5 protein-coding genes and 1 tRNA gene are annotated in these 3,526 nt (G+C 70.6%); 5 read left to right on the forward strand and 1 reads right to left on the reverse strand.

The features are described 5' to 3' along the window. The first annotated feature begins 282 nt into the window (after positions 1 to 282). Positions 283 to 543 carry a hypothetical protein gene (locus A612_RS09955; RefSeq protein WP_019374347.1) on the forward strand — a complete coding sequence of 87 codons (261 nt, stop codon included), beginning with the start codon at positions 283 to 285 and terminating at the stop codon, positions 541 to 543. A 24-nt stretch (positions 544 to 567) separates the two neighbouring features. Here the strand turns inward: A612_RS09955 and asd are convergent, their stop codons facing one another. Beyond that, entirely contained in the window at positions 568 to 1,413 is an 846-nt protein-coding gene (gene asd, locus A612_RS09960) for an archaetidylserine decarboxylase (protein WP_040436558.1), read from the reverse strand. A gap of 318 nt (positions 1,414 to 1,731) precedes the next feature. Here asd and infA point away from each other — a divergent pair, with 318 nt between their 5' ends. The 4 genes from infA to A612_RS09980 all read left to right on the forward strand — a co-directional run bounded on the left by infA (position 1,732) and on the right by A612_RS09980 (position 3,495). After that, positions 1,732 to 1,983, forward strand: coding sequence for a translation initiation factor IF-1 (infA, locus tag A612_RS09965; RefSeq protein WP_019374349.1), 252 nt, complete (start codon positions 1,732 to 1,734; stop codon positions 1,981 to 1,983). A gap of 83 nt (positions 1,984 to 2,066) precedes the next feature. Then, positions 2,067 to 2,143: transfer RNA gene (locus A612_RS09970), tRNA-Pro, on the forward strand. A gap of 119 nt (positions 2,144 to 2,262) precedes the next feature. Beyond that, positions 2,263 to 3,015: a 2OG-Fe dioxygenase family protein gene (locus tag A612_RS09975; RefSeq protein WP_019374350.1), complete on the forward strand. Its 753-nt coding sequence runs from the start codon at positions 2,263 to 2,265 to the stop codon at positions 3,013 to 3,015. Positions 3,016 to 3,054: 39 nt separating this feature from the next. After that, complete coding sequence (locus A612_RS09980; RefSeq protein WP_019374351.1) at positions 3,055 to 3,495, forward strand: universal stress protein; 441 nt, start codon at positions 3,055 to 3,057, stop codon at positions 3,493 to 3,495. The last annotated feature ends 31 nt before the right edge of the window (positions 3,496 to 3,526 follow it).

Genomic DNA, 3,526 nt, shown 5'->3' on the forward strand with positions numbered 1-3,526 from the left:
GGGCGCGCGCCACGTCGCCACCCGGGGCGGCGACGGCGGCGCTGGAGCAGTCCGCGACGAGGGACGCCATGGGCTGCAGCACGGGCGCGGGCTGCCTTGCGCTGGCTGCCACGGGTGCGGCCATGCCCAGCAGCAAGTGCAGGGTCAACAGCGCGAGCAACCAGCGGAGCATGCCTGCTTTGATCATGGACCTGCCACAAGGTTCCCGGGCAAGGCGCGGGCGGCAAGTAGGGTGGGCGCAAGGGCGCCCGGTCGGCTGCGCTCGCCGCTAGAATCTCCCTCATGCAGACCCCCAACCACCCCCTGGCCTCCCAGCCGACCCACGAGGTGCCCTGGGGCTGGAGCCGCCGCTTCCGGATGCCGCTCTACAAGCCCGGCACGCGCGTGCGCCGGGGCGGCAACTGGGAGACGGTGAGCCACGTCGCCCTGCGCCGCCATGACCTGTCCATCTATCTGGTCGGCCATCCGGAGCCGGTAGACCCGCTGGAGCTGGAGGTGGAGCCGACGGTGTTCACCACCGAGCGGGTTCCCGAGGCGCCCTAGCGGACTGGCGGCGCGTCGGGGCCTTCAGGCCCGCCGGGCCATGGCATCGCCCATGCGCACCGGGCGCAGCGCGGCCCAGCCCGGTTCGAAGCGCACCGCGGCGCGCTCGAACAGCAGCACCACCGTCGAGCCCAGCAAAAAGCGCCCCATTTCCTCGCCGCGCTGCAGGCGGATCTCCTTGCCCTCGTAGTCCCAGCGGCGCAGCTTGCCCGTGCGCGGCGGGTTGACTTGGCCGTGCCACACGGTCGCCATGCTGCCGACGATGGTCGCACCGACCAGCACCAGCGCCATCGGGCCGAGCGGGGTCTCGAACAGGCAGACCACGCGCTCGTTGCGCGCGAACAGGCCGGGCACGCCGCGCGCCGTCGTGGGGTTGACCGAAAACAGCGAGCCCGGCACGTGCTCCATGCGCAGCAGCCGGCCATCGCAAGGCATGTGGACGCGGTGGTAGTCGCGCGGGCTCAGGTAGATGGTGGCGAAGCTGCCGTTCTGAAAGCGCGCCGCCAGCGCTGCATCGCCCGCCAGCAGGGCGGTGGTGCTGTAGTGGTGGCCCTTGGCCTGGAAGATCCGGTCGCCCTCGATGGCGCCGAGCTGGCTGACCACGCCATCCACCGGGCAGATGACCTCGGTCGGCGCCAGCGGCCGGGCACCCGGGCGCAGGGCGCGCGTGAAGAAGTCGTTGAAGGTGGCGTAGCTGGCGATGTCCGGATCGGCCGCCTCGGACATGTCGACGCCGTAGCGCGCCACGAAACGCCGGATGGCCGCCGTCGTCCAGGCGCCGCCGCGCGCCGAGGCCAGACACCCCGCGAGGGCGCTGAGCGCCTGTTTGGGCAGCAGGTACTGGGGCAGGACGGCGAGGCGGTCGGACACGTGCAAAAGGCTCCTGGAGGCGATGCGAAGGGAGAGGGCGGCCATTGTAGGGGGCAAGGCCAGGGGCGGGCGCCGGGGTGCCCTGCCGGGGCTTCGTGCCGCACGCCACAGCAGGGCGCCGGCAGGGCCAAAAACAGTGGCCGGCCCCCGGGGGCGCAATTACAATTGTCCGGTTGTGCGCGACGCTTTATCCGACTGGCGCGAGGGCGCCGCGGGCCTGCCTGTCGGGCGCGCGCGGACGGCGCGTGTCGCTTCAGCCTACGGGCGATTGAGACCCTGCACCACACCATCCGGCTTTTCCAGATCCATCATTTTTCAATGGCCAAAGAAGAACTCATCGAGATGCAGGGCAGCGTCACCGAAGTGCTGCCTGACTCGCGCTTTCGCGTGACGCTGGACAACGGGCACCAGCTGATCGCCTACACCGGCGGCAAGATGCGCAAGCACCACATCCGCATCCTGGCCGGCGACAAGGTTTCGCTGGAGATGTCGCCCTACGACCTGACCAAGGGCCGCATCACCTTCCGCCACCTGCCAGGCCGCGGCCCGGGGCCTTCGTCGACCCGCTGAGCAGTGCCGGCGGGTTTTCTCCTCGCCTTTTTTCCTTGCCTTTTCCCGGCCCCCTGCCCGCAGCGGGTTAGAATGCGCGCTGTCGGAGCGTAGCGCAGCCTGGTAGCGCATCTGCTTTGGGAGCAGAGGGTCGCGAGTTCGAATCCCGCCGCTCCGACCAATGAAACTCAGGGGTTGCACTTTTGTGGTGCAACCCCTTTTGCCTGCCCCGGCGCAACCGACTGCTGCGGCGCGGCGCCCGGTCCTGTGCGCCCCCGCCTTTTGGGTCTAAGCTAGCGCATGGCCCCCATCAGCTTCTCTCCTCCCTACACGCCCGCTTGCCACGTCGAGCAGCAGCTGCGCGAGCGCGGCTATGCGGTGCTGCGGCCGCGCGATACCGCCGAGTGGGCCGGTTGCCCGCTCGAGCAGCTGCAGGCACTCGAGGCCGACTGGAACGCGCTGCCGCCCGATGCGCACCTGAAGGACGGGGGGCGTTACCGGCGGCGGCGCCATGCCTGCTTCATTGCCGAGGGCGGGCAGCTGACCCAGACCCCGCACCGCGCGCACTACCAGCCGGTCGAATACAACGCACTGCATGGGGGGATGCTGCGCTGGTTCGCGCCGATGCGCGAGGAGACGGTGCGCCAACCCGCCTGGCAGGCGCTGCTGCGGGCCGTGGCGGCGCTGTCCCGGGCCGCCCTGGCGCCGCAGGAGCCGCGCTGGTTCATCGAGGCCCACCAGTTCCGCATCGACACCGAAGGCGGCATCGGGCGCCCCACGCCCGAGGGAGCGCACCGCGACGGGGTGGACCTGGTGGCCGTGTTCCTGCTGGCGCGCGCGTCCATCAAGGGGGGCGAGACCCGCATCTTCGAGGCGCACGGCACCAGCGGCCAGCGCTTCACGCTGGACGAGCCCTGGTCGGTGCTGCTGCTCGACGATGCCCGCATGATCCACGAGACCACACCCATCCAGCCGCTGGGCGCACATGGCTGGCGCGATACCCTGGTCCTGACCTGCCGGCGCGGCGCTTTCCTGGGCGAGGGCATGTCATGATGGCGACCGGTAACAAAGCAACACGAGGAGGTTCCATCCATGTTTCAGCACATCCTGGTGCCCGTTGACGGCTCCGAAACCTCGATGAGCGCGGTCGCCAAGGCGGCCGGGCTCGCAAAGGCCTTCGGCAGCACGGTGACCGTCCTGTACGTCATCGACCCCTATCCCTTCACGGGCGTGGGCGCCGATTTCGCCTATGGCCAGGCGCAGTACCTGAGCGCCGCCACGGCCGAGGCGAACACCGCCCTGGACGCCGCCAAGGCCGCGCTGGCCCAGGCTGGTGTGGAGCGCGTCGAGTCGGTGGTGGGAGAAGGCCACGCGGTGCACGACGGCATCGTGCGCACGGTCGAGGCGACCGGCGCCGACCTGATCGTCATGGGCTCGCACGGCCGCCGCGGGCTGGAGAAGCTGGTGCTGGGCAGCGTCACGCAGCGCGTGCTGGGCGTGGCCCGCATCCCGGTGCTGGTGGTGCGCAGCTGAGCGGGGCGCATCCCACGAAGAACGGCTGCCG

This window comes from Melaminivora alkalimesophila, assembly GCF_000282995.1.
Taxonomy (GTDB): domain Bacteria; phylum Pseudomonadota; class Gammaproteobacteria; order Burkholderiales; family Burkholderiaceae_C; genus Melaminivora; species Melaminivora alkalimesophila.